Genomic DNA, 24358 nt, shown 5'->3' with positions numbered 1-24358 from the left:
TCTCCCCTGCTGGCCCTGCCTCATTGTGACCATCTGGCGTTGACCTTGCGCTTTCAATGTGGCATAACTTCGGCCGTCAACTGACCGAAGTTCACGTGACGGCGAGTCGGATCGGCACGGGTGGGAGACCCGCCGTCACGTGCATGGAGAGGACCTTCGATGCACCTGCACGTCTCTGGGAGGAACACACGATGACGACCGCGACATCGGCCCTGCGACGGGCCTGGCTGGGCCTGTTCGCCCTGGGTCTCGCTCTGGCGATGACGCTGAGCACCACCGCTTCCGCCGAGGCCGCCGCCCCCGAGCGCGCCAACGGCAACCGGCCCGCCCATGCCGCTTCCTGCGGCCGGGGCGTGCCGCTCAACCACGTGTCGATCCAGCTGTGGACGTTCAACAGCGCGATCAACCAGCACGGCATCGAACACGTGCTGACCGAGCTGTCGCGGATGGGCTACCGCAACATCGAGCCCTACAACTACCACGGCCTGTCGGCCACCGAGTTCAAGGAGCTCGCCGACAGCCTGCACCTGCGCATCCGCAGCCGCCACGGCAGCACCAACGAGGCGAACTGGGACACGCAGCTGGCCCAGGCCCGGATGTTCAACCAGCGCTGGACCGGTTCGGGCGGCTTCGCCTCACCGGGCATCGGTAGCTACGAGAACGTGCTGGCCACCGCCGAGACCCTCAACCGGCTCGGGCAGCGCTCCGTGCGCAACGGCACCGGCAAGGTCTTCGGCCACAACCACGCCAACGAGTTCACGACCATGTACGTCGACGCCCAGGGCGACGGCACGCTCAAGAGCGCCTGGCAGCTGCTGGTCGAGAACACCGACCCGCGCTGGGTCACCTTCCAGCTCGACGTCGGTTGGGCCGAGGCCGCCGGCGAGGACAGCGTCGAGCTGCTCGAGCGGTTCGGCGACCGCATCGAACTGCTGCACGTCAAGGACCTGGTCTGGAACGCCAACGGCAGCCACTCGTGGGTGCCCGTCGGTGACGGTGTCGTCGACTGGACGGCCGTCTTCCAGGCCGCCCAGGGCAACGTGCGGCTCTACGTCGTCGAGCAGGACTTCCCTGCCGACGCGTTCGAGACCGCACAGCGCAGCATCGACTACCTGAGCTGCCTGAACTACTGAGCACCACGACGGCCCCGCCTCCGATCGACGGGGGCGGGGCCGTCGCCGTCGGATCGCGTTGCGCCGGGTCGTCGACGCACGACGCCCCGCAATGCGGACCGGGCCGTACGCCGGCCCCGAGCGCACTGGAGAGCGGAAACGTGGGAGACATCGGGATCTGGCTCGTCGGCGGTCGCGGCTCGGTCGCCACGACCGCGATGGTGGGCGCGGCGGCACTCGGCGCCGGGGCCGCGACGGCGCAAGGCATGGTCACCGCGACGCCGGGGTTCCCGGCCGACCACCTGCCCGACGTCGACCGCTTCGTCTTCGGTGGGCAGGACGTGGGCGAGCTCCCGCTGGTCAAGCAGGCCGAACGGCTCGCCGGAGCCGGCGTGCTCCCGAGCGTCCTCCCGGGCGTGGTGGTCGACCGGCTGATCGAGATCGAGGCCCGCATCCACCGCTGTGCCGCCCCGGGCGAGGTGCCGCCCCGCACCGCGATCGAGGCCATGGTGCGCGACCTCGAGCGATTCCGGCGCGAGCACGCGCTGGCGCAACTGATCGTGATCAACCTCGCCTCGACCGAGGCGCCGCCCGCCTGGACGATCCCGCCGGTGGACGACGACGCCCTCGAGGTCGCGCTCGACGACTGGTCGAGCTGCCCGCCGAGCCTGGTCGCCACCCTGGCGGCCCTGCATGCCGGCGCGGCCTACGTCGACTTCACCCCGGGTGCGGCGCTCACCGCTCCCGCGGTGCTCGCCCGGGCCCGCGCCACCGGACTGCCGGTCGCCGGCCGCGACGGCAAGACCGGTGAGACGCTGCTCAAGTCGGTGCTCGCGCCGATGTTCGCCCACCGCAACCTGACGGTGCGCTCGTGGTCGGGCACCAACCTCCTCGGTGGCGGTGACGGCGCCCGGCTCGCCGACCCGGAGCACGCCGCCAGCAAGCTGGCGAGCAAGGGGCGCACCGTCGCCAACCTCCTCGGCGAGGACGTGCACCAGACCGTCCACATCGACTGCGTCCCTGACCTCGGGGAGTGGAAGACGGCCTGGAACCACATCTCCTTCGCCGGCTTCCTCGGCACCGCGATGTCGCTGCAGCTGACCTGGCAGGGCTGCGACTCCACGCTGGCGGCACCGCTGGTGCTCGATCTCGCCCGGCTGACCTCGCTGGCGCTCTCGCGCGGCGAGTCGGGTGCGCTGACCCCACTGGCCTACTTCTTCAAGGACCCGGTCGGCAGCGACGACCATGCCTTCGCGACCCAACTGCTCGCGCTCGAGCGGTGGGCCGCGGCGTGAGCCCGACCCGGGCCACGGCCGCCGACCTGGCCGACCTCGTCCGACTCCCCGCGGTGCTCAGCGTCCCCGGCGACGTCCTGGCGGGCGCCAGTCTCGCCACCGACCGGCCGCCTGCGGCCCGCACCGCGGCGCTCGCCGGCGCCTCCTGCCTGCTCTACCTCGGCGGCATGGCCCTCAACGACGTCGCCGACGTGGACGTCGACCGCGACGAGCGGCCGCACCGTCCGATCCCGTCCGGACGCGTCCCGCTGCCGCTGGCGCGCCGTCTCGCGCTGGGCCTGCTCGGCGCCGGTGTCGGCCTGGCCGCGGCCGGCGGGCGTCGGTCCGTGGCCGTCGCCCTGCCGCTGGCCGGCGCCGTCGCGGCCTACGACCTCGGGCTGAAGAACACCGCCGCCGGCCCGTTGGCGATGAGTGCCTGCCGCACGCTCGACGTGCTGCTCGGCGCCTCCCTCGGGTCGCCGCGCCGGGCGGCGCCCGCCGCCGCCGCGATCGGCCTGCACACCTACGCGTTGACCACGGTCAGCCGCCACGAGACGACCGGTGGGCGGCCCGACGTCGTGCGTGGCGCCGCGCTGGCCGGACTGCTCGCGACCGCCGCGACCGCCCATCTCGCGTTCTGGCGGGCCCGCCCCGGACGCCGCGCGCTCGGCCTGCTGCCGTTGGTCGCCCACGCCGCCGTGCAGGTGCGTGCCGCCGGCGCCGCCGTGCGCGAGCCCACGCCCGCGACCGCCCAGCGCCTGGTCGGTACCAGCGTGCTCGGCTTCGTTCCGCTGCAGGGCGCCCTGACGCTCGCACGCGGTCCGCGCCTGGCCGGCGCGGCGTTGACCGCGCTGTGGCCGTTGGCGCACCGACTGGCCCGACGGCGGTCGGTGACGTGAGCGGGCTGACGTTCGCCTACGGCACCAACGGTCTGAGCGACCACCGGCTGGGCGAGGCACTGCACCTGCTCGCCGAGCACGGCTACACGGGCGTGGCACTCACCCTCGACCATGCCCACCTCGACCCGCTCGCCGACGACCTCGCCGTCCGGGTGCGGGCCGTGCGCCGCGAGCTCGAGGCACACGGACTGGCCGTGGCGGTCGAGACGGGTGGACGCTTCGTGCTCGACCCTGCCCGCAAGCACGAGCCGACCCTGCTGCACGACGCCGCCGGACGCGACCGGCGACTCGCGCTGCTGCACACCGCGATCGACGTGGCCGCCGAGCTCGGCAGCGACGTCGTGCACCTGTGGTCGGGACGGACCCCGGCCGGCACCCCCTCCGCGCTCGCCTGGTCCCGACTGGTCGCCGGCGTCGCCGACCTGCTCACGCACGCCGAGCGCAGCGGGGTGACGCTGGCCGTCGAGCCCGAACCCGGCATGCTGCTCGACCGGCTTGCGGGCTTCCGACGTCTGCGCCAGGAGCTCGGCGAGCACCCGCGGCTCGGTCTCACCTACGACCTCGGCCACGGGGTGTGCCTCGAGGACGCACCCGTCGCCGACGGGATCCTCGCCATGGCCGACGTGCTGCGGCACGTGCAGATCGAGGACATGCGTCGCGGCGTGCACGAGCACCTGCCCTTCGGGGAGGGCGAGCTCGACCTCCCCGCGGCGCTGTCCGCCCTGCACGACATCGACTACCGCGGGCTGGTCGCCGTCGAACTGCCACGCCACGGCCACACCGCCCACACGATGGTCCCGCAGGCGATCGCCGCGTTGCGAGCGGCCGACCGGGAGGTCGCACGGAGATGAACGAACCAGCGTCCGCCGCCACGCCACCTGCGCCGCTGCTCGACCCGGCCGAACGGCTCGCGACCCTGCGTCACCGTCTCGCGCCCGACGCCCTGGCGCGCCTCGAGGCGGCCGTGAGCGCGATGCGTACCGACCCGACGGCCGTCCGCACCCGCTTCCCGGCCGTGGGCCGGGAGCTCGGTCGTGGCCCGCTCGACCCGACGGGTGACCCACACGATCCCTTCGCCTGGCAGGTCGAGGACGCCGGCCGGACCGCACTGCTGGTCGCCCTCGGTCCCGCGGTCGAGGACGAGCTCGCGTCGCTGTACCGCTTCGGGGACGCGCCCGAGCGTCGCGGGGTCCTGCGGGCCCTGCCGTACCTGCCGCTGGCCGACGCGGGGCTGGCACTGGTCGACGACGCCCTGCGGACCAACGACCTGCGGCTGGTCGCCGCCGCACTCGGACCCGTCGCCGCGGCACGCCTCGACGACCACGCCTATCGCCAGGCGGTGCTCAAGGCCGTGTTCGTCGGACTGCCACTCGACGGGGTCGCCGGCCTCGACGAGCGCACCGACCCGGAACTGTCCCGGATGCTCGCCGGCTACGTGCACGAGCGGGTGGCCGCGGGACGCGACGTGCCCGCAGGGATCTGGTCGCTGATCGACCGCCATCCGCCCGCGCAGCAGCTGGCCGCCATCACCGCGGAACTCGACCACCCGGTGCCCGACCGCCGACAGGCGGCCCGCGCCGCCCTGCGCCACCGCACGCTCGACCGCTGATCAGGAGGCCGCCATGCGCCTGTTCGACCCCCACATCCACATGACCTCCCGCACCACCGACGACTACGAGGCCATGGCCGCCGCCGGTGTCGCCGCGCTGGTCGAGCCGGCGTTCTGGCTCGGGCAACCACGCACCAACGTCGGCAGCTTCCTGGACTACTTCGACGGCCTGCTCGGCTGGGAGCCGTTCCGGGCCTCGCAGTTCGGGATCGTGCACCACTGCACCATCGCGCTCAACCCCAAGGAGGCCAACGACCCGGGGTTGCGCCGTGACGTGCTGGAGGTCCTGCCGCGCTACCTCGCCAAGGACGGCGTCGTGGCCGTCGGCGAGGTCGGCTACGACAGCGTCACCCCGGGCGAGGACGAGGCGCTCGCTGCCCAGCTCGAGCTCGCCCGTGCGCACGGGCTGCCGGTGATGGTGCACACCCCGCACCGCGACAAGCTGGCCGGGACGCGCCGGACCCTCGACGTGGTGCGCGAGGCCGGGATCGACCCGGCCGACGTGATCGTCGACCACAACAACGAGCTCACCGTCGACCTGGTGCGCGACGCCGGCTGCTGGGCGGCCTTCTCCATCTACCCCGACACCAAGATGGACGAGGCGCGGATGGTGCGGCTGCTGCAGGAGCACGGCACCGAACGCATGCTGGTCAACTCGGCCGCCGACTGGGGCCGCAGTGACCCGCTGAAGGTGCCCAAGACGGCGGCGGCGATGCGCGAGGCGGGCTTCGACGCGGCCGCGATCGAGCAGGTCGTGTGGACCAACCCGGTCGAGGTGTACGCACGCTCCGGCCGACTCGAACTCGACGCGGTCGCGACCGACCGCACGGCGACCTTCGCGGGCAACTCGGTGCTGCGTGGCGAGCGGCCGGCCTGATGCGGCTGCGTGCCCGCGACGGTTCGACCCTGCACCTGGCCTACTGCAGCAACGTGCACGCCGAGGAGTCCGCGACCGCGGTCGCGGACCGGCTCGAGGGCATCGCGGCCCGACTGCGGACGCACCTCGCGGTGCCCTCGATCGGCGTCGGGTTGTGGTTGGCCGCACCGGCCGCCGCCGCGCTGTGCCGCGACGACACCGCTCGCGCCGCCTTCGCCCGACGCCTCACGGACGCCGGCGTCGAGATCGTCACGTGCAACGCGTTCCCGTACGCCGCCTTCCACGCGCCGGTCGTCAAGCGCGAGGTGTACCGACCCGACTGGGCGGACCCGCGCCGCCTCGCCTACACCCTCGACGTCGCCACCGTGCTCGCCGACCTGCTGCCCGGCGACGTGGCCGAGGGGTCGATCTCCACGCTGCCGCTCGGGTGGCGGGCCTGGCTCGACGCCGACGGGCGGGCCGCCGCGGCCCGCGCGTTGCGGGAGGTCGGCCAACGGCTCGACGAGCTCGCCGAGCGCACCGGCCGCCGCATCCGCCTCGGCCTGGAACCCGAGCCCGGTTGCACGCTCGACACCGCGCTCGCGGTCACCGAGTGGGTCGCCGAGCTCGGTCACCAGGCCATCGGGGTCTCGCTCGACGCCTGTCACCTCGCCGTGGAGTTCGAGGACCCGGCCACGGTGGCGCGACGGCTGCGCGAGGCCGGCTGCCCGGTGGTCAAGCTCCAGGTCGCCAACGCGCTGCGCTCCCCGGGCGGCTCCGCCGACGAGCACCACGACCGCCTGGCCCGCTACGCCGAGCCGCGCTTCCTGCACCAGACGCGCGCCGTCGACGCCACCGGCACGGTGCTGGGAACCGACGACCTGCCGGAAGCCCTGCGCGGTGGCCTGCCGACGGGGCCGCAGTGGCGCTCGCACGTCCACGTCCCGGTCCACCGCGCCGAGGGCACCACCCGTGACGTGCTCGAGGCGGTCCTCGACGAGGTGGTCGGCGGCGCGGCACCGCTGACCTCCCACCTCGAGGTCGAGACCTACACCTGGACGGTGCTCCCGCCCGGCGAGCGCCCCACGACCGACGTCCAGCTCGCCGACGCGCTCGCGCGGGAGCTGGCCTGGACCCGCGACGCCCTGCTCGCGCGGGGATGCACCTCGGAGGCCCCATGACCACGCCCGTCGTCGTACTCGACGTCGTCGGACTGACCCCGACCCTGCTGCAGTCCATGCCGCGGCTGCGGGCCCTGGCCCGCGACGGCTTCGCGGCGCCGCTCGACACGGTGCTCCCGGCCGTGACCTGCACCGTGCAGTCGACCTTCCTCACCGGCCGTCTGCCACGCGATCACGGGGCGGTCGGCAACGGCTGGTACTTCCGCGACCTCGGCGAGGTGCTGTTCTGGCGGCAGCACAACGCCCTGGTCCAGGGCGAGAAGGTCTGGGAGCGGGCCCGACGCGCCCGGCCCGACCACCGCTCCGCCAACCTCGGCTGGTGGTACGCGATGGGTGCCAGCACCGACCTGACGTTGACGCCGCGGCCGGTCTACCACGCCGACGGCCGCAAGTCGCCCGACTGCTACACCTGGCCCCCGGAGCTGCGCCGGGACCTGACCCGCGAGCTGGGGCCGTTCCCGCTGTTCCAGTACTGGGGCCCGACGGCGGACCTGACCTCCTCCCGGTGGATCGCCGACGCCGCCCGGCACGTGCTGCGCACGGAGGCCCTCGACCTGCTGCTGGTGTACCTGCCCCACCTCGACTACGACCTGCAGCGCTACGGCCCCGACGACCCGCGGGTGCTGCGCGCCGCCAGCGACATCGACGAGGTCGCCGGCCGGCTCGCCGAGGAGGCCCGGGAGGGCGGCGCGACGGTGGTCGTGGTCTCCGAGTACGGCATCACCGCCGTCGACCGCCCGGTCGACCTCAACCAGCACCTGCGCCGGGCGGGACTCCTCCACGTCCACGAGCAGCAGGGCATGGAGTACCTCGACCCGTGGACGTCGCGGGCGTTCGCGGTCGCCGACCACCAGGTGGCCCACGTCTACGTCGACCGCCCCGACGACGTCGCCCGGGTCGCCGGCCTGCTGCGCGGCATCGACGGGGTCGACGAGGTGCTCGACGCCGACGGCAAGCGGGCGGCCGGGCTCGATCATCCCCGCGCGGGAGACCTGGTCGTCGTGGCCGAGCCGGGGGCGTGGTTCACCTACCGCTACTGGCTCGACGAGGAGCGCGCCCCCGACTTCGCCGCGACGGTCGAGATCCACCGCAAGCCCGGCTACGACCCCGCAGAGCTGTTCTTCGACCCTGACGACCGCCTGGCCAGGCCGCGCGCCGCCCTGACGCTCGCCCGACGCAAGCTCGGCTTCCGCGGGGTACTCGACGTCGTCCCGCTCGATCCCTCGCACGTACGCGGCTCCCACGGGCGTCTGCCCGACATCGACGACGACGGTCCGGTCCTGCTGTGCAGCGATGCACGGTTCGGTCGTGACCGCTTCGCCGCCACCGACGTGGCCGACCTGCTGCTGGAGATCTCAGGAGGCCCGGCGCCGACGCCCTGAACCCGGCTTCTGCCGACCGAGTTGCGAAAGACCGTCGACTTCTCGTGGTTTTCACGCCGAAGCGTGCGGCCTGTCGGCATCTGGTCGGACTCCGGCAACGTTCCCGACGGGTGGGCCGGTCACCTGGCTTACGCTCGCGCGGGGCGGCCAGGGGACGGTCGCCCGCCGGAGGACGGGCGAGGCATGGCGGTCGGCAGGGATCGGGCTGGACGACGCACACCGGGCTCGCCGGGCGAGCTGCTCTCGCTGATCGTCGACGGGCGCGCCTCCACCCGCACCGCCCTGGCCGAGGCCACCGGTCTGTCCCGCTCGACGATCGCGCAGCGCCTGGAACCGCTGATGGCCGGCGGGCTGGTGCGCGAGGTCGAGACCGGCGTGTCGACGGGGGGCCGGCCGCCGATGGCGCTGCGCTTCAACCACGAGGCCGGCATGCTGCTGGTCGCCGACGTCGGCGCGACGCTGGTGCGCGCCGCGGTGACCGACCTGGCCGGTGGCGTGCTCGCCCGGCGGGTGCACGACCTCGACGTCGCCGACGGCCCCGAGCCGGTGCTCGGCGAGGTGCTGGCGTGCTTCGACGCCCTGCTCGAGGAGGTCGGGCGCCCGGACGCCGACGTCCGCGGGATCGGCCTCGGTGTCCCCGGACCCGTGGAGTTCGCGCGCGGCGTGGCCGTCAGCCCCCCGATCATGCCCGGCTGGAACGAGTTCCCGATCCGTGACCACCTGGCCCGCCGGTACGACGTCCCGGTGCTGGTCGACAACGACGTCAACATCATGGCCCTGGGCGAGTACGGACAGATCTGGGGCGACCGGGTCCGCGACCTGCTGTTCGTCAAGGTGGGCACCGGCATCGGTGCCGGGATCGTGGTCGACGGACACATCCGGCGCGGCGCGCAGGGCGCGGCCGGTGACATCGGCCACATCCGCGTGGCCGGCGCCGAGGAGGTCCTGTGCCCGTGCTCCAACGTCGGCTGCCTCGAGGCGGTCGCCGGGGGTGGCGCGCTGGCCCGCGAGCTGCGCGCACTCGGACGCCCCGCACAGCGCCCGGCCGACGTCGTGGAGCTGGTGCGCCAGGGCGACGCGGACGCCGTCTCGCTCGTGCGGGACGCCGGCCGCCAGCTCGGCGTCGTCCTCGCCGGGCTGGTCAACCTGCTCAACCCGGCCGTGATCGTGGTCGGCGGCCGGATGGCGACCGTCGACGAGCAGCTGCTCGCCGGCGTGCGGGAGTCGATCTACTCCCGCTCCCTGCCGCTGGCGACGCGCAGCCTGCAGATCGTGCGCAGCCAGCTCGGTGAGGACGCGGGCATCACCGGCGCGACCAACCTGGTGCTCGACCACCTGCTCACGCCCGCCGCGGTGGACGCGCAGCTGGCCGCGGGCCGCACGGTCGCCGTCGGCTGACGGGCCGTCGGCTGACGAGCCGCCCATCGCCGCGGGCGTGTGGTCGGGGTGAAACTCCGGCCCTGCCCGCCGCCCCCACTTGTGCGCGCGCCGAAGACACATGATCGTGCGCTTTCGCGATTGATCGCAGCACTTTTGTTTGCTCTTCGACACAAGCCGCTCTAGCGTCTGGTCACAACGGGTCATCCGTTTCCGTCGGTATGGCTACGACGGGTCATTCGCGTCTACCAGGGAGAGGAGCGCGCATGTCGATCAGCAGACACCGATGGTCTGCGGTGCTCAGCATGTTCGTCGCCGCCGTCATGGCTCTGGCCATGCTGCCGTCGACACCCGCCAGCGGACAGGACGCCGGCACCCCGGATCCAGAGAACTGGGACAACTTCGCGAAAGTGACGCTGACCTCGGAGGTCGGCGAGCCGATGTCGATGGCCGTGCTGCCCGACGGCCGTGTCCTGCACACCAACCGCCAGGGCCAGTTCCGGCTCTACGACCCGCTGACCGCCTCCACGCGGATCATCACCAGCCTGCCCGTCTACTCCTTCTCGGAGGACGGCATGCAGGGCATCGCCGTCGACCCCGACTTCGAGGACAACGGCTGGGTCTACGTCTACTACTCGCCGGTCATCGAGGGCTTCCCGTCGGGCGCCGCACCCGAACAGGTCGAGCCCGGTGGCGACACCAGCGTCTTCGACGACTACCTGGGGCACAACAACCTGTCCCGGTTCCAGTTCGTCGACGACCCGGTCAACCCCTACATCGACCTCGCCTCCGAGCAGGTCATCCTCGAGGTCCCGATCAACCGCGGCATCTGCTGCCACAACGGCGGGGACATCGGGTTCGACGCCGAGGGCAACCTGTTCCTGTCGACCGGTGACGACTCCAACCCGTTCGCGTCCAACGGCTACGCGCCCATCGACGAGCGCGAGCACCGCAACCCGGCCTACGACGCCCAGCGCACCTCCGCCAACACCGCCGACCTGCGCGGCAAGCTGCTGCGGATCACGGTGCAGGAGGACGGCTCGTACACCGTTCCCGAAGGCAACCTGTTCAACGACGGCGAGTGGGACCACCTGTTCCCCGACGGGGTCTACGACCCCGAGCTCGCCCTGCCCGAGATCTACGCCATGGGCTTCCGCAACCCGTTCCGGTTCTCGGTCGACCCGGCGACCGGCCACGTCCACCTCGGTGACTACGGTCCGGACGCCAGCCAGCCCAACCCCGACCGCGGTCCGCGGGCGACGGTCACCTGGCACCTGATCGACTCGCCCCGCAACGTCGGCTGGCCATACTGCATCGGCAACAACTTCGCCTACGTCGAGTACGACTTCGCCACCGGCGAGTCCGGTGCGCCCTTCGACTGCGCGGGCGGACCGGTCAACGACTCGCCCAACAACACCGGCCTGGAGCAGCTGCCGCCGGTGACCCCGGCCGACGTCTGGTACCACAACAACACGGTCATGGAGGAGTTCCCGGAGCTCGAGAGCGGCGGTGGCGGCCCGATGGGCGGCCCGGTCTACCGCTACGACCCGGACGTCGACTCGTCCTACGCCTTCCCCGAGTACTACGACGGGGTGTCGTTCTTCTACGAGTGGACCCGCAACTACCTCAAGCAGTTCCACACGCAGGACGGCGAGCTCACCGACATCCGCGACTTCCTCGCCCGCGGGGACTTCCGGGCACCGATGGACATGGAGTTCGGTCCCGACGGGTCGCTCTACGTCCTCGAGTACGGCGGTGGGTTCTTCGTCGAGCACCCCAACGCCCAGCTCTCGCAGGTGATCTGGGCCCCGGACGGCCGTCCCCCGGTGGCCCGGGCCTCGGCGCAGCCGATCTCCGGGCAGCAGCCGCTGGAGGTGTCCTTCACCAGCCAGGGCAGCATGCACCCGGAGGAGGGCTCCTCCATCGTCAGCTACCACTGGGAGTTCGGCGACGGCGCGGGCTCCGACCAGGCGGACCCGACCCACACCTACACCGAGCCGGGCCGCTACGTCGCGACCCTGCGGGTGACCGACGAGCAGGGCCGCACGGCCCGCGCCGGCGTGACCGTGGTGGTCGGCAACACCGCTCCGGAGGTCGACGTCCGCTGGCCGGTCGACGGCGGCTTCTTCGACTGGGGTGACGAGATCGACTACGTGGTGCGGGTGACCGACCGCGAGGACGGTCGGATCGACTGCGACCGGGTCGGGATCTCGAGCGCGCTCGGGCACGACGCGCACGCGCACCCGATGGAGGTCATGTCCGGCTGCGAGGGCAGCTTCGTCACCCCGCTCGAGAGCGGTCACGGCGCGGACATGAACCTGTGGTGGCTGCTCTCGGCGCGCTACACCGACCTCGGTGCGGCGAACCTGCCGAGTCTGACCGGTGAGGACCAGTCGACGCTCAACCCGATGCGTCGTCAGGCCCAGCACTTCACCGCCAGCTCGGGCATCACGACGCAGAACGCCCAGGACAGCCAGCAGGGCGGCGGCCAGCGGGTCGCCAGCATCAACGACGGGGACTGGATCGCGTTCGACCCGGTCCACCTCGCCAACATCGACGCCCTGACCTTCCGGGTCGCGGCCGCCGGGCCCGGCGGGACGATCGAGGTCCGCAGGGACGCGGTCGACGGCGAGCTGCTGGGGGCGGCGACGGTCGAGACGACCGGCGCGAACACCAGCTGGACCGACGTCACCGTCGACGTCACCGATCCGGGCCGGACCTTCGAGCTCTTCCTCGTCTTCACCAACGACGAAGCGGGCCAGGACGACGACCTGTTCGTCCTGAACTACTTCGAGGCGCAGGGCGAGGGTGTGGCCGGGGAACCGACCGCGCCGGTCTGCGACGGGACCATCACGGTCGGCGGCAGGCCGACCGGCGTGCAGGACCGCCCCGCGGGCGGTCTGGACTGCGCGGGTGAGCGGATCGACGACGGTCGCTCGTGGCCCAGCCACGGCGCGCTCGTGTCGCACGTCAGCCAGGTCACGCAGCAGCTGGTCCGGGACGGGGTGCTGACGCGACCGGAGCGCCAGGCGATCATCCGCATGGCCGCCCAGTCGCACCGTCCGTAGCTCCCGACGCCCCGACCCGACGCCCACCCGGTTCCCTCCACCGGGTGGGCGTCAGCCGTCGGGGCCCGTTCGAAGCCACGGATCCGGGCGGCCGCCCGTCCAACACGGGCACCACGCACGAACGCTGCGGACGACGGTCATCCGCCGACCACCTTCGCGCCCGCCGCATCGCTGCAGCGTGACCAGGCCGCCTCGATCATCGCGCGCAGCCTCGCCCTCGACTGACCCCGGACCGCTCGAACGACACGAGGCCTCCCCGCTCGCCGGGGAGGCCTCGTGCCATTCACCGCGTCCACCGACCGTCAGCGGGCGAACAGCACCTCGCGACCGAGGTAGGGCTGCAGGGCGGCGGGGACGACGACGGTGCCGTCGGCGCGCTGATGGGTCTCGACCAGCGCGATGATCGCCCGCTGCACCGCCAGCGCGGTGCCGTTGAGCGTGTGCACCAGCAGGTTGTCGCCGTCCTGACGCCGGATGCGGGCCTTGAGCCGGCGGGCCTGGTAGTCGGTCGTGTTCGAGCAGGAGGTCACCTCACGGTAGGCGTCCTGCCCGGGCAGCCAGGCCTCGATGTCGAACTTGCGGGCCGCCGAGGCGCCGAGGTCACCGACGGGGATGTCCACCACCTGGGCGTGGACCTCCAGCCCGGTGAACACCTCCTGCTCGATCGACAGGATGCGCTCGTGCTCGTCGTCGGCGAGTTCGGGGTGCACGAAGCTGAACAGCTCGACCTTCTCGAACTGGTGCACGCGCAGGATCCCGCGGGTGTCCTTGCCGTGGGTGCCGGCCTCGCGGCGGAAGCACGGCGAATAGCCGACGTAGCGGATCGGCAGCTCGTCCTCGTCGAGCAGTTCGTCCATGTGCAACGCGGCGAGCGGCACCTCGGACGTGCCCACGAGGTAGTAGTCGTCGTCGCGGGTGAGGAAGATCTGCTGCTCGTCGGTCGGCAGGAAGCCGGTGCCGTACATCGCGTCCTCGCGCACGAGCACCGGCGGGATCACCGGCGTGTGCCCGTGACGCATGGCGATGTCGATCGCGTAGCGGACCAGCGCGAACTCGAGCAGCGCCCCCTCGCCCTTGAGGTAGGCGAAGCGGGCGCCCGAGACCTTGGCGGCGCGGGCGAGGTCGAGCGCGTCGGCCGACTCGAGCAGTTCGACGTGGTCGCGCACCGGGAAGTCGAAGTGGGGACGCTCGCCGAAGGTGTGGCGCACGACCCCGTCGCCCTCGTCGCCGTCGGGCGCGTCGGGATGGGGCAGGTTCGGCACGGCAGCGAACCGGCGGGTGTGCTCGGCCTCGACCTCGGTGAGCTGCTGCTCGAGCCGCGCGACCTCGGCCTTGCGTTCGGCCGCGGCCTCGATCAGCGCCGGGCGCTGGTCGGGCGACGCCCGGCCGATCCCCTTGGACGCGCTGCGCTGGTCGGCGCGGGCGCGGTCGACCTCGGCGACCAGCGCGCGCCGGCGCTCGTCGAGGTGGCGGAGCGCGGCGAGCTCGTCACGGTCGTAGCCGCGGCGGGCGAGGGCGGTGGCGACGGACGCGAAGTCGTCGCGGAGCAGGCGCAGATCGATCATGGCGCGAGGCTAACGCCTCGGCCGGTCGGTGCGTGGACCGGGGCCGGTCAGCCGCCCGTGCGCGCGTTCCTCACCGCTGTCGCCACCTCGGTCGGATCCACCGGCGGGGTCGCCGAGCGGTCGATGCGTCCCCGCCAGTCGGCGAGCCAGCCGGCCGCGTCGCGGTAGGCGGCGTCGTCGGCCGCGATGCGTTCGGCCTCGGTGGTCCGGCGGGCGCCCGAGCGCCGGTAGGAACCGAGCAGCTTGACGTCACGGTGGGTGCGCTTGACCGCGGCGAGGGCGTCACCGACCCGTTCGTCGGCGAGGTGGCCCTCCACGTCGAGGAAGAAGCAGTACTCCCCGAGCTCGTGCTTGGTCGGGCGGCTCTCGATCTTGGTGAGGTTCAGTTCGCGCTCGGCGAAGATCTCGAGCAGCTGCAGCAGCGCACCGGGCCGGTTCTCCTCGATGAACACCACCACGGACGTCTTGTCCCATCCGGTCGGTGCCGGCAGGGTGCGTCCGACCACGACGAACCGGGTCGAGTTGCCGCTGCGGTCGGCGATGTCCCGCGCCACCACCTCGAGGCCGTAGCGCTCGGCGGCGAGTGGGTTGACGATCGCGAGCCGCGGCCCCCCGACCTCCGCGACGGTGGCGGCGGCTCGGGCGGTCGAGGCGGCCTCGAGGCGCTCGGCGCCACCCAGCGACTTCGACAGCCAGCGCCGGCAGGCCGACAACGCGACCGGGTGCGAGTGGACCTCGGCGACCTCGTCGAGCGACACCGCCTCGCGTGCGGCGGCGACCAGGGCGACCGGTAGCTCGAGCTCGCCGGAGATCAGCAGGTCGGTGTCGAAGGCCAACGCGTCCAGCGTGGCCGTCACCGATCCCTCGAGCGTGTTCTCGATCGGTACCACCCCGCGTTCGGCGTCCCCGACCTCGACCGCGCGCAGGACCTCGATCACGTCCCCGCACGGCAGCAGCTCGTCGGCGTCCGACGACGCGGTCACCAGCCGGGCGGCGCTCTCGGTGAACGTGCCCTGCGGTCCGAGGTAGGCGATGGCGGTGGTCACGACGGCCCTTCCACGACGGGTACGGCGGCAGACGGCTCCCGGGCTCGTCCGGGGTGCCGTGCCGATGGTGATGGCGGGAAGAGGTGGGGTCAGGAGACGCGACGGCGGCGCCGGGCGCGCACCGGCGCCACCAGCGCGGGGCCACGTCCCTCGATCGCTGCGGCGATGGCCGCCTCCTCCTCGCTGGACAGGTGGTGCTCGCTCTCGCCGTCGACGACCGGCTTGGCGTAGCAGCGGGCCTCGGAGCGGCCGTTGATCGCCGTGACGACCACGCCGCAACCGCGCTCGTCGAGCAGGGCCGTGGAGAACGAGAGCGCACCGCCCATGTCGTCGAAGGCGTCGTAGCGCAGCACCCCCACCCGCGACACCGTGCCGCGCACCAGCTCGCGCAGGTGTTCGGTGTTGGCGTGCACGGTCGTCAGGTCGCGACGCAGCCCGGCGACCTCGGCGTCGACACGTCCGAGCGCGCTGACGACGTCCTCACCCGAACCGACGTCGAAGGCGCGCCGCTGGTCCCTGCGCAGCGCACGCACCTGCACGGCCAGGACGACGACCACGACGGCCAGCACCAGGCTCAGACCCGCGCCGAGGAGCACGAGCCAGGTCTGCAGCTGCGGATCGAACGGCATCATCGAGCCCCGGTCGAGCGCCGGACGGCCGGCGGCCATCGGACGGCGGCGGTGCCCCGGCGCCGTCGCCCGTCGGAGGGCGTCCCCCGACCGGCGCCGCAGCGTAGCGGTGCACCCACGCCGATCGATGGCGGCGTGACACGGACCCCAACGATTGGACATCCAAGTATTTCGATCATGCTTCGTGGCCAACAGCGCACGGTGCGCGCGCGAACCAGGGCACCGCCTGCGTACACCGGTCGGCTGGACACCTAGACTCCGCCGACGTTTGTCCGGGACTCCAGGGGAGGGAGCAGGGTGTCTGCCCGCCTGCGAGCGTTCGTGCTCGCACTGTGCGCCGTGTCCGCCATCAGCACGATGGCCGGCCCGGCGCTGGCCCACGCTGCCGTGGCCACACCGATCAACGATCCCGCCGTCGCCGCGGGTGACGCGCTCGTGCTCGCCCAGGGTGGCGAGTCCGTGCGCGGCACGCTCCGCGACGGCGAGGGCGAGCCGGTGGCCGACGTGGCGATCGAGGTCGCGACCACCGACGGCGCTGTCGTCGGCGAGTCGCTCACCGACCCGGAGGGCAACTGGGAGGTGGAGCTGCCCGCTGCCGGTGACTACCTGGTCACGCTCGACGAGGGGACCTTGCCCGACGGCGTCGACCTGCGCGACGCCGACCGCAACCCGCTCGAGGTCAACGTCCGGTCCGGTCAGGCCCGCACGCTGATCTTCGCGCTCGGTGAGGGGGCCGCGACCGGCCAGTTCACCACCGCGTTGATCCAGCAGACCGTGTCCGGGCTGCGTTTCGGGCTGATCATCGCGATCACCACCATCGGCCTGTCGCTGATCTTCGGCACCACCGGCCTGGTGAACTTCGCGCACGGGGAACTGGTCGCCATCGGCGCGATCGTCGCCTACTTCTTCAACGCGCCGAGCGCCTCCGGTGGCCTGGGGGTCACGCTGATCCTGGCCGGTCTCGCGGCCACGCTCGTGTCCGCCGCGGCCGGTGGCGCCATCGAGGCCGGCCTGTGGCGTCCGCTGCGTCGCCGTCGCACCGGCCTGATCCAGATGCTGGTCATCTCGATCGGTCTGGCCCTGCTGCTGCGCAACGGCCTGCAGGTGTGGTTCGGCGGCTCGAGCCGGCCGTACTTCGACTACACGATCCAGCAGGCCTGGACCCTGGGCCCGATCCGCGTCACGCCTCGTGACGTGACGGTGATGGCACTGGCGACCCTGGCACTGGTCGGGGTCGCGACGATGCTGCAGCGGACCCGCATCGGCAAGGCCATGCGCGCCGTCGCCGACAACCGTGACCTCGCGGAGTCCTCCGGGATCGACGTCCAGCGGGTCATCCTGGTGGTCTGGGTGCTCGGTGCCGGGCTGGCCGGCTTCGGCGGCGTGCTCTACGGCGTGGTCGAGAACGTCAGCTACCTGATGGGCTTCCGCCTGTTGCTGCTGATGTTCGCCGGGATGATTCTGGGTGGCATCGGCACCGCCTACGGCGCGATGTTCGGCTCGATCGTCGTCGGTCTGATCACCGAGCTGTCGACGCTGTGGTTCTCCACCGAGCTCAAGTACGTCTGGGCGCTCGGGGTGCTCATCCTGATCCTGCTGGTCAAGCCGCAGGGTCTGCTCGGTCGTGCAGAGAGGCTCGGTTGATGGACGTCGATCTGCTGCGCGTCGTCGTCGACGGCCTGCGGACCGCCATCGGTCCGGTGGCCGCCGTCTACGCCCTGGCCGCCATCGGTCTCAACGTCCACTACGGCTACACCGGCCTGCTGAACTTCGGTCAGGTCGGCTTCATGCTGGTGGGCGCCTACGGCATGGGCATCGCGGTGTCCATCCACACCCTGCCGCTCACCCTGGGCATCCTGCTCGGCATCCTCGCCGCGGTGGCCCTCGCGCTCCTGCTCGGGTTCCCGACCCTGCGGTTGCGGGCCGACTACCTCGCGATCTGCACCATCGCGGCCGCCGAGATCCTGCGGTTCATCTTCCGCTCCAGCCCGATGGCCGAGGTCACCGGTGGGGCCTTCGGCATCCCGAGCCAGGTCGGCGGGTCGGGCTTCACCGGCTCGTTCGTCCGCGCCAACCCGATCCCCGAGGGCACCTACGGCGTCGGCCCCCTGACCTTCTCGCACACCCGCCTGTGGGTCATGGTCGTCTGCTGGGCCGTCGTCGCCCTGTCCGCGCTCATGGTGTGGGCGCTGATGCGCTCGCCGTGGGGCCGGGTCATCAAGTCCATCCGCGAGGACGAGGACGCGGCCCGCTCGCTGGGCAAGAACGTCTTCGCCTACAAGATGCAGTCGCTGGTGCTCGGTGGTGTCCTCGGCGGCGTGGCCGGCATCCTGCTGGTGCTCAACCAGGGCGCCATGACGCCGGACCAGTTCCTGCCGCAGATCACCTTCTTCGCCTACACCGTGCTGCTGCTCGGTGGCGCGGCGACGGTGACCGGACCGATCCTGGGCAGCGTGCTGTTCTGGTTCGTCCTGCAGGCGATGGACAGCCTGCTGCGCCAGACCGGGGCCGGGAACGCGGCCATCGGTGCGGTGCGGCTCGCCATCGTCGGCCTCATCCTGATCCTGCTGATGGCGTTCCGCCCGCAGGGGATCATGGGCAACAAGCAGGAGATGATGCTCGATGCGTGACACCCCCGCGTCCCGGGCACTCGCCGGCGTCGAGCCGCGACCCGGGGTACCCAAGCCGGATCCGATCCTGGTCGCCGACGGGGTCGTGCGCGCCTTCGGCGGCCTCAAGGCCGTCGACGTCGGGCACCTCGAGTTGCAGCGTGGTGCGATCACCTCGCTCATCGGCCCCAACGGTGCCGGCAAGACCACCTTCTTCAACCTGATGACCGGCTTCGACCGGCCCGACCAGGGCACGTGGAACTTCGACGGTCACGACCTGTCGAAGGTGCCGGCCCACAAGGTCGCCAACTACGGCATGGTGCGCACCTTCCAGCTCACCAAGGCGCTCACCCGCCTGACGGTGATGGAGAACATGAAGCTGGGTGCGACCGGACAGCGCGGCGAGAAGTTCCTCGCGTCGATGTGGCCGGGGGCCTGGAAGTCCCAGGAGCGCGACATCGAGCAGCGCGCCGACGAGCTGCTGGTGCGCTTCCGCATGGACCACATGCGCGACGAGATGGCCGGCACGCTCTCCGGCGGTCAGCGCAAGCTGCTCGAGATGGCCCGCTCGCTGATGGTCCAACCGTCGATGGTGATGCTCGACGAACCCATGGCCGGCGTGAACCCGGCGCTGACCCAGTCGCTGCTCGAGCACGTCAAGGACCTGCCGAAGTTCGGCATGTCGGTGCTGTTCGTCGAGCACGACATGGACGTGGTCATGGACATCAGCGACTGGGTCGTGGTCATGGCCCAGGGGCAGATCATCGCCGAGGGCACGCCCGAAGCGGTCGCCAAGGACCCCAACGTCATCGACGCCTACCTCGGCGCCGACCACGGTGACGAGAGCCGGTTCACGCCGGTGCCCTTCGACGGCGCACCCGCGGCCACGGCCGCGTCCGGGGCGGTCCCCGAGGCCCCCGTCGACACGCACGAGGGCGAGCAGGACCTGGCACACGGCAACGGGCCGACCGGTCCGACCACCGGGAGCCACGACGCGGAGGAGCAGGCGTGAGCGAGCCGCTGCTGATCGCCGAGGACGTCACCGCCGGCTACCTGCCCGGCATCGACATCCTGACCGGCTGCAACCTGACGCTCGCCGAGGGCGAGTTCGTCGGCATCATCGGCCCCAACGGTGCCGGCAAGTCGACGCTGCTCAAGTCGCTGTTCGGCCTGGTCGACGTCCGCTCCGGCTCGGTCCGGTTGCGGGGGCAGGACATCGGCAACGCCCCGGCGAACAAGCTGGTCGCCCAGGGCGTCGGCTACGTCCCGCAGACCCGCAACGTCTTCCCCAGCCTCACCATCGAGGAGAACCTCGAGATGGGGCTGTACCTGAAGCCGAAGGACTTCAAGGACCGGTTCGCCTACGTCGCCGACCTGTTCCCGCTGCTCGCCGATCGCCGCAAGCAGCGGGCGGGTGGTCTGTCGGGCGGCGAGCGGCAGATGGTCGCCATGGGCCGGGCGCTGATGATGAAGCCGTCGGTGCTCCTGCTCGACGAGCCCTCCGCCGGCCTGTCCCCGGCGCTGCAGGACGAGGCGTTCCTGCGCTCGCGCGAGATCAACGCCACCGGCGTGTCGATCGTCATGGTCGAGCAGAACGCCCGCCGCTGCCTGCAGATCTGCCACCGCGGGTACGTGCTCGACCAGGGACGCAACGCCTACACCGGCACGGGTCAGCAGCTGCTCAACGATCCCAAGGTCATCGAGCTCTACCTCGGCACCCTCGCGCAGCACACCTGACGAACGGCGGCGCACCGCCCGTCGCGACCAGCGCGCACCACGACGCGACGTCTCCGACCCCCGCGATCCGGTTCCGGCCGGCGCGGGGGTCGTTGTCGTCCGTGCGCCGCCGAATTCGGCCGTTCGGAGGCCTCGGATCCGGGGTTTGGTGCGCCGGACGCTCCCGTCCGCCCGTCGGCGCGCGTTCGAAGCCCGGGCACACGTCCGCTCTGCACCAATCGAAGGACCTGCCATGAGATTCCGGGTGTCTGCCGCCGCTGCCGCGGCGATGCTGGTCGCCGCACCAGCCGCGGCGATCGCCGACAACCACGACGACCACGACACGGCCGAGGTCGTCGCCGTCCACGGTCTGCCGCAGAGCGTGTTCGACACGCTCGGCGCCGACTCCACCGCCGTCGACGTGTACGTCGCCGGGAGCTACGACGACGCGCTGACCACCTTCGAGTTCGGGGACGTCGGCACGCTCGAGGTCCCGCCCGGCGCCTACGACCTCGAGGTCTTCCCGGCCGGTGGCGACACCTCCGGCGACCCGGTCCTCACGCTGAGCACGCCCGAGCTGGCCGCCGGCGTCAGCGCCTCGGTCGTCGCCCAGCTCGACGAGGCCGGTGAGACCCCGTCGCTCGCGGCCTACATCAACGAGAACGACGCCACCGGCATCCAGGTCTTCCACACGGCCGCCTTCGGTGCGGTCGACATCGTCGCCGGCGGCGAGGTCGCCCTGGCCGGTGCCGCCAACGGTGACACCGCCCGCATCGACGTACCCGGCGGCACCACCGTCGACGGCGTCGGCGTCGCTCCCGCCGGTGGGGACGTCGCGATCGACCTCGGTGCGGTCGAGGTCCCCGAGGACACGCTCGTCCTCGCCTACGCGATCGGCTCGGCCGACGACGAGACGCTGCAGGTCGTGACCGCCACCACCAGCGTCGCCGGTGGTGAGGACGGCGAGATGCCGACCCGCGTCGACGCCGGATCGGCCGGACTGGCCGCCAACCAGGGCATCGGTCTGGGCGTCGCCGTCCTGCTGCTCGCCGGGGTCGCGCTGCTGACCGCTCCGGTCACCGCGTCGGTGGTCCGTCGCCGTCGCTGAGCCTTCCGCTCCGAACGGGGGAGACGCGGCCGCGGCCGCGTCTCCCCCGCGGCGTTCCCGGCGCCGTCCGCGCCGCTGGGAGGTGCTGTCCACGCTGGCGGGGCTGGCGCTCGTCGGCGGTGCCCTGCCCGGCGTCCCGGCCGACGACACCGTCGGCGAGGTCCCCGACCCGGCCGGGCCGACGTCCTCGCGCGTGGTCGCGGACGCGCCACGCGCCTTCGCCGCCCCGACCGACGACGCGTCGGCGCCACCCCGCACCCGGGCAGCGGCCCCCCTGCCGGACACGGCAGCCGTCGCCGACGGCGTTCCCGACGCCGGTACCGGCTCGTCCGCCGAACGGCACGCGTCACGCGGCGACGCGCCGGCCGCGGCGCGCGCGGGCGTCGTCCCGACCCGGGTCGCGGTGCCGGCCCTCGGGGTGGACGCGCCGGTGACACCGGTCGGCCTCGAGCCCGACGGCGCCATGGAGTTGCCGGACGACGTCTCGCGTGTCGGCTGGTTCGCTCCCGGCGCCCGTCCCGGGGCCAGCGGGTCGGCGGTCCTGGCCGGCCACGTCGACGCCGCCTCGCAGGGCGCCGGCGCGCTGTTCGGGCTGGATCGGCTCGAGCCCGACGATCTCGTCCGCCTCGTCGGCGAGGACGGCACCGAGCAGGCCTGGCGGGTCGTCGGGCGCACGAGCTACGCCAAGGACGAGCTGCCGATCGAGGAGCTGTTCCGGGGCGAGGGCGAGCCGCGTCTCGTGCTGATCACCTGCGGTGGCGCCTACGACCCCGTGGCCCGCCACTACGAGGACAACGTGGTCGTCGTGGCCGAGCCGGCCTGAGTACGACGTTCGGCCGCCGGAAGCAGAAGGGCCCCGCCGTTGCCGGCGGAGCCCTTGCTGATGGTGCCTGGAGCGTCGGATCAGAAGTTCGATTCGACGGTGTCGATCACGGAGAGGGCACCCTCGCCGTCGAGCTCCCAGACGTCGTACATGCCCGACTCGGGTTCACCGTTGCCGGTCTCCGTCTCGGTCAGCACGACACCGGAGGCGGTGTCGTAGGCGATGGTGTCACCGGCCTCGAGGGCGTCCCGGCACTCCTCGAAGGAGGTGCAGGCGGTGTCACCGGTGGTGACGCCGACCATCTCGGCGGCGATGGCGGAGCCCTCGTCGCTGCCGGCAGCCTCGGCGGCCAGCGCGATGATCATCGCGCAGTCGAACGCCTGGGCGGCGTACGTCGTGTCGCTCAGACCGGTCTCGTCGGTGAAGCGCTGGATGAAGCCCTCGTCGGCGTCAGCCGCCGGACGGGTGCCCTTCATGCCGTCGAGGACCGACGGGTCGTTCGGGTCGACGTCCTCCCACAGGGTGTCGGAGGCGACGCCGTCAGCGCCGTACACCATGATGTTCTGGGGGCCGAGGCCCGCCTCGATCATGCTGGCCAGGATCTGCGCGCCCTCGTCGAAGGCGATCAGGGCCACCGAGTCGGCACCGGACTGCGCGACCTGGTTCACCTCGGCCTCGAAGTTCGCGGCCTCGGGGTCGTAGGTGATGGAGGCGGCGACGGTCGCGCCCTGCGCCTCGAGCTCCTCGACGGTGGCGTCGAGCAGGCCCTGGCCGTAGTCGTCGGCGCGGGCGAGGATCGCCGGGTTGGTGTTGCCGTCGGCAACGATCGTCTCGGCGAGGACCGGGCCCTGCAGGGCGTCGGTCGGCGCGGTGCGGAAGTACAGACCGCCGTAGTCACCGCCGGTGAAGGTCGGCGAGGTGTTGGACGCCGAGCACTGCACGACGCCGGCGCCGGTGAGGGCGTCGACGAACGACAGCGACATGCCCGAGGCGGCCGCACCGACGACGGCGTTGACGCCGGCACCGATCAGACGCTGCGCGGACTCGGAGGCGATGGTGGTGTCACCGGCCTCGTCGCCCGACTCCAGGGTGACGTCGTTGCCCAGCACGCCGCCCGCGGCGTTGATCTCGTCCACGGCCATCTGCACGGCCTGGATCTGCGGGGGGCCGAGGAAGGCCAGCGGCCCCGACTCCGGCAGGATGTAGCCGAGGTTCAGCGTGCCGTCACCTTCGACGGCCTGCTCCTCGTCGGCCGGCTCCTCACCTTCCGGCTCGTCCGTGGGCTCGGTCTCCTCGTCGGCCGGCTCGTCGGTGGTCTCCTCGGTGGTATCCGTGGGCTCGGGCTCGTCTCCGGTCGTGTCGCCATCGCCGCCACAGGCGGCGGTGGCGAGCGCGAGCGCGGTGACAGCCGCCATACGGCGCAGCCACAACGAACGCTTCATGTAACTCCCTCCCCAATTGGGTGGTCTCGCCGCCGCACCGTTGGATCCCCACCGTGGTGCGACGATCAGTGGGTTGCGTGCGGTCGCACACAACCGTGCGGGACGCTACTACGCAGGTAGGAGACTGGGAAGCGCAAACGCGCGCACTGCGTCCGCCGGTTGCCGACCGGCTCGCCTACGGTTCGGGCGACCCGTTCGCATCCGAGGAGCCCCCATGTCCGAGACGCTGCTGTTCTGCAACTCCCACGGAGCCGACGACCCCGAGCGCGCGACCGTGCCGTTCATCGCCGCGGCGACGGCCGCCGTCAGCGGCAGGACCGCGGTCGTGGTCTGCACCGTCGAGGCGGTCAACCTCGGGGTGCCCGGGGTGGCCGACGGCATCGAGGAGCAGGGGATGCCCCCGCTGGGCGACCTGGTGCGACAGTTCACCGACGCGGGCGGCGAGATCTGGCTGTGCAGTGCCTGCGCGCTCAAGCGCGACATCACCGGCGACATGGAGCTCGTACCCGGTGCCACGATCGTGGGCGCCGCCCGCATCGTCGAGGCGCTCACCGAGGGACGCGCCATCACCCTCGCCTGAGCACGTCCGCAGCGGACAGAGTGCCGCCCCCGGCTGGGAGGGGCCGGGGGCGGCGAAGGCGCTCGGCGGGAGATGCCGGCGC

The 24358-nt window shown here is 72.3% G+C and carries 21 protein-coding genes; 17 read left to right on the top strand and 4 right to left on the bottom strand.

Features of this window, described 5'->3' with window-relative positions; all coding sequences use genetic code 11:
• The first annotated feature begins 191 nt into the window (after positions 1-191).
• The 10 genes from ELR47_RS02360 to ELR47_RS02315 all read left to right on the top strand — a co-directional run bounded on the left by ELR47_RS02360 (position 192) and on the right by ELR47_RS02315 (position 12758).
• A complete protein-coding gene (locus ELR47_RS02360; RefSeq protein ID WP_165403798.1) occupies positions 192-1133 on the top strand; it encodes a sugar phosphate isomerase/epimerase family protein in 942 nt (313 codons plus the stop codon).
• A 140-nt stretch (positions 1134-1273) separates the two neighbouring features.
• Positions 1274-2407: an inositol-3-phosphate synthase gene (locus ELR47_RS02355; protein WP_205745402.1), complete on the top strand. Its 1134-nt coding sequence runs from the start codon at positions 1274-1276 to the stop codon at positions 2405-2407.
• Positions 2404-3285 carry an SCO3242 family prenyltransferase gene (locus ELR47_RS02350; protein WP_130648430.1) on the top strand — a complete coding sequence of 294 codons (882 nt, stop codon included), beginning with the start codon at positions 2404-2406 and terminating at the stop codon, positions 3283-3285. The genes ELR47_RS02355 and ELR47_RS02350 overlap by 4 nt, the downstream gene beginning before the upstream one ends.
• Positions 3282-4136 carry a sugar phosphate isomerase/epimerase family protein gene (locus ELR47_RS02345; protein ID WP_205745401.1) on the top strand — a complete coding sequence of 285 codons (855 nt, stop codon included), beginning with the start codon at positions 3282-3284 and terminating at the stop codon, positions 4134-4136. The genes ELR47_RS02350 and ELR47_RS02345 overlap by 4 nt, the downstream gene beginning before the upstream one ends.
• Complete coding sequence (locus ELR47_RS02340; RefSeq protein ID WP_188584344.1) at positions 4133-4894, top strand: EboA domain-containing protein; 762 nt, start codon at positions 4133-4135, stop codon at positions 4892-4894. The genes ELR47_RS02345 and ELR47_RS02340 overlap by 4 nt, the downstream gene beginning before the upstream one ends.
• A 13-nt stretch (positions 4895-4907) precedes the next feature.
• Positions 4908-5771: a TatD family hydrolase gene (locus ELR47_RS02335; RefSeq protein WP_130648428.1), complete on the top strand. Its 864-nt coding sequence runs from the start codon at positions 4908-4910 to the stop codon at positions 5769-5771.
• Positions 5771-6931, top strand: a complete 1161-nt coding sequence (gene eboE, locus ELR47_RS02330) for a metabolite traffic protein EboE (RefSeq protein ID WP_130648427.1) — start codon at positions 5771-5773, stop codon at positions 6929-6931. The genes ELR47_RS02335 and eboE overlap by 1 nt, the downstream gene beginning before the upstream one ends.
• A complete protein-coding gene (locus ELR47_RS02325; protein ID WP_205745400.1) occupies positions 6928-8313 on the top strand; it encodes an alkaline phosphatase family protein in 1386 nt (461 codons plus the stop codon). The genes eboE and ELR47_RS02325 overlap by 4 nt, the downstream gene beginning before the upstream one ends.
• Positions 8314-8496: 183 nt before the next feature.
• Positions 8497-9711: an ROK family transcriptional regulator gene (locus ELR47_RS02320; protein ID WP_130648425.1), complete on the top strand. Its 1215-nt coding sequence runs from the start codon at positions 8497-8499 to the stop codon at positions 9709-9711.
• A 245-nt stretch (positions 9712-9956) separates the two neighbouring features.
• Complete coding sequence (locus tag ELR47_RS02315; protein WP_130648424.1) at positions 9957-12758, top strand: PQQ-dependent sugar dehydrogenase; 2802 nt, start codon at positions 9957-9959, stop codon at positions 12756-12758.
• Between the two features lie 302 nt (positions 12759-13060).
• Here the strand turns inward: ELR47_RS02315 and serS are convergent, their stop codons facing one another.
• The 3 genes from serS to ELR47_RS02300 all read right to left on the bottom strand — a co-directional run bounded on the left by serS (position 13061) and on the right by ELR47_RS02300 (position 16037).
• Positions 13061-14323, bottom strand: a complete 1263-nt coding sequence (gene serS, locus ELR47_RS02310; RefSeq protein WP_130648423.1) for a serine--tRNA ligase — start codon at positions 14321-14323, stop codon at positions 13061-13063.
• A gap of 47 nt (positions 14324-14370) precedes the next feature.
• Entirely contained in the window at positions 14371-15369 is a 999-nt protein-coding gene (gene pheA / locus ELR47_RS02305) for a prephenate dehydratase (RefSeq protein WP_165403797.1), read from the bottom strand.
• A gap of 89 nt (positions 15370-15458) precedes the next feature.
• Entirely contained in the window at positions 15459-16037 is a 579-nt protein-coding gene (locus tag ELR47_RS02300) for a DUF4446 family protein (RefSeq protein ID WP_165403796.1), read from the bottom strand.
• 258 nt (positions 16038-16295) lie between these two features.
• Here ELR47_RS02300 and ELR47_RS02295 point away from each other — a divergent pair, with 258 nt between their 5' ends.
• The 6 genes from ELR47_RS02295 (at position 16296) to ELR47_RS02270 (ending at position 22254) form a co-directional block, all read left to right on the top strand.
• Complete coding sequence (locus ELR47_RS02295; RefSeq protein ID WP_205745399.1) at positions 16296-17642, top strand: branched-chain amino acid ABC transporter permease; 1347 nt, start codon at positions 16296-16298, stop codon at positions 17640-17642.
• Positions 17642-18628 carry a branched-chain amino acid ABC transporter permease gene (locus ELR47_RS02290; protein ID WP_130648420.1) on the top strand — a complete coding sequence of 329 codons (987 nt, stop codon included), beginning with the start codon at positions 17642-17644 and terminating at the stop codon, positions 18626-18628. Before ELR47_RS02295 ends, ELR47_RS02290 begins: the two co-directional genes overlap by 1 nt.
• Positions 18621-19619, top strand: coding sequence for an ABC transporter ATP-binding protein (locus ELR47_RS02285; protein WP_130648419.1), 999 nt, complete (start codon positions 18621-18623; stop codon positions 19617-19619). Before ELR47_RS02290 ends, ELR47_RS02285 begins: the two co-directional genes overlap by 8 nt.
• Positions 19616-20344, top strand: a complete 729-nt coding sequence (locus tag ELR47_RS02280; protein ID WP_130648418.1) for an ABC transporter ATP-binding protein — start codon at positions 19616-19618, stop codon at positions 20342-20344. The genes ELR47_RS02285 and ELR47_RS02280 overlap by 4 nt, the downstream gene beginning before the upstream one ends.
• 232 nt (positions 20345-20576) lie before the next feature.
• Positions 20577-21431 (top strand): DUF4397 domain-containing protein, encoded by an 855-nt coding sequence (locus ELR47_RS02275; RefSeq protein WP_130648417.1) that lies wholly within the window; start codon positions 20577-20579, stop codon positions 21429-21431.
• A gap of 82 nt (positions 21432-21513) precedes the next feature.
• A complete protein-coding gene (locus tag ELR47_RS02270) occupies positions 21514-22254 on the top strand; it encodes a class F sortase (protein WP_130648416.1) in 741 nt (246 codons plus the stop codon).
• A gap of 80 nt (positions 22255-22334) precedes the next feature.
• On the opposite strand, the gene ELR47_RS02265 is transcribed toward ELR47_RS02270, so the two are convergent.
• Positions 22335-23696 carry an ABC transporter substrate-binding protein gene (locus ELR47_RS02265; RefSeq protein WP_130648415.1) on the bottom strand — a complete coding sequence of 454 codons (1362 nt, stop codon included), beginning with the start codon at positions 23694-23696 and terminating at the stop codon, positions 22335-22337.
• Positions 23697-23910: 214 nt separating this feature from the next.
• On the opposite strand from ELR47_RS02265, the gene ELR47_RS02260 reads away from it, so the two are divergent.
• A complete protein-coding gene (locus ELR47_RS02260; protein ID WP_130648414.1) occupies positions 23911-24276 on the top strand; it encodes a DsrE family protein in 366 nt (121 codons plus the stop codon).
• Positions 24277-24358 lie beyond the last annotated feature (82 nt).

It is taken from the genome of Egicoccus halophilus, assembly GCF_004300825.1.
Taxonomy (GTDB): Bacteria; Actinomycetota; Nitriliruptoria; order Nitriliruptorales; family Nitriliruptoraceae; genus Egicoccus; species Egicoccus halophilus.
The sequence above is the reverse complement of the archived record's forward strand: the minus strand, read 5'-3'. Positions and strand labels throughout refer to the sequence as shown.